The sequence below is a fragment of the Saccharothrix sp. NRRL B-16314 genome (assembly GCF_000716595.1).
Lineage (GTDB): Bacteria > Actinomycetota > Actinomycetes > Mycobacteriales > Pseudonocardiaceae > Actinosynnema.
This window is the reverse complement of record NZ_JNXC01000090.1, coordinates 1-894: the sequence shown is the minus strand read 5'-3', so window position 1 is coordinate 894 and position 894 is coordinate 1. Positions and strand designations below refer to the sequence as shown.

At 68.8% G+C, this 894-nt stretch carries 1 protein-coding gene; it reads right to left on the bottom strand.

The genetic code is table 11. The annotated features are described in order from the left end of the window. Window positions 1-894, bottom strand: an 894-nt coding sequence (locus OQ02_RS41810) for a DUF222 domain-containing protein (RefSeq protein WP_051773512.1), incomplete at its 5' end; no start/stop codon positions are given.

Sequence of the window (894 nt, the reverse complement as noted above, 5' to 3'; positions counted from 1 at the left end):
TTATGGTGCGACATAACAGCGGTGCAGGTCTTTCACCTCCACATTGGTTGACAGCGCCTCGTGGCGCACCCCCGGAAAAGCACAGCCCCGATCCCGGGCGTGCAGTGCTTTGCGCTGCGCGACACTCACCGTCCGCTTCGTCCGCCCCAAATCCACCACCTCTGACCCTCCGCCCAGCACGACGGGGATCACCTTGGCGTCACACGCAATGCGTCGCGCCTGCGCCGCACTCAGATACCGATCGCCATCCAGCACCGCGTGCCCCACACCCCGCCGCAAGGTCTCGAAATCCAGGGTCACGCTGATGTGCGGCCGTTCCCCGGCCTCCGACGGCAGATCCTCCGACCGCGACGCCAGCGAGATCACGTCGGCGAAAGCCTCGCCGAACCGGTGCGCCCGATCCTTCGGCCCCTCCGGACGCGGCGTCGCCAACGGCTCCAGCATCGCGGTGAACCGCGCCCCCGTCTCCGCCGACACCTCGCCCCAGAACTCCACGCGCCCGCCCGGCAGATCCCGCACGTACAACACATCCGCCGGCTCGGCCGCCAACTCGTCCAGCTCGTCCACCGAGTCCTGCTCGACCCGGTCCCGGATGCGGTCGGCGAGTTGGCGGACCACTTTCGGCTCCACCGACCCGGCCGCCTCGACCAGGACCCCCTCCGACCAGTCCGGCAACTTCAACGTCGTGAACGCCCGCGCCAACTCCCGCAGATGCCCCTCCGACAACACGCCGTCCACCAGCGCGGCCCCGGCAGCCCGGTACAGCGGCGGCAGCGACTGCCCGGTCGGTGTGAGCGACGGCAGGAACAACTCCACCTGCGCCACCCACTGCTTGAATTCCGCCGGATTCGCCCGCACCAAAGCCCGATACGCATCCAGGTCATAACCACACCG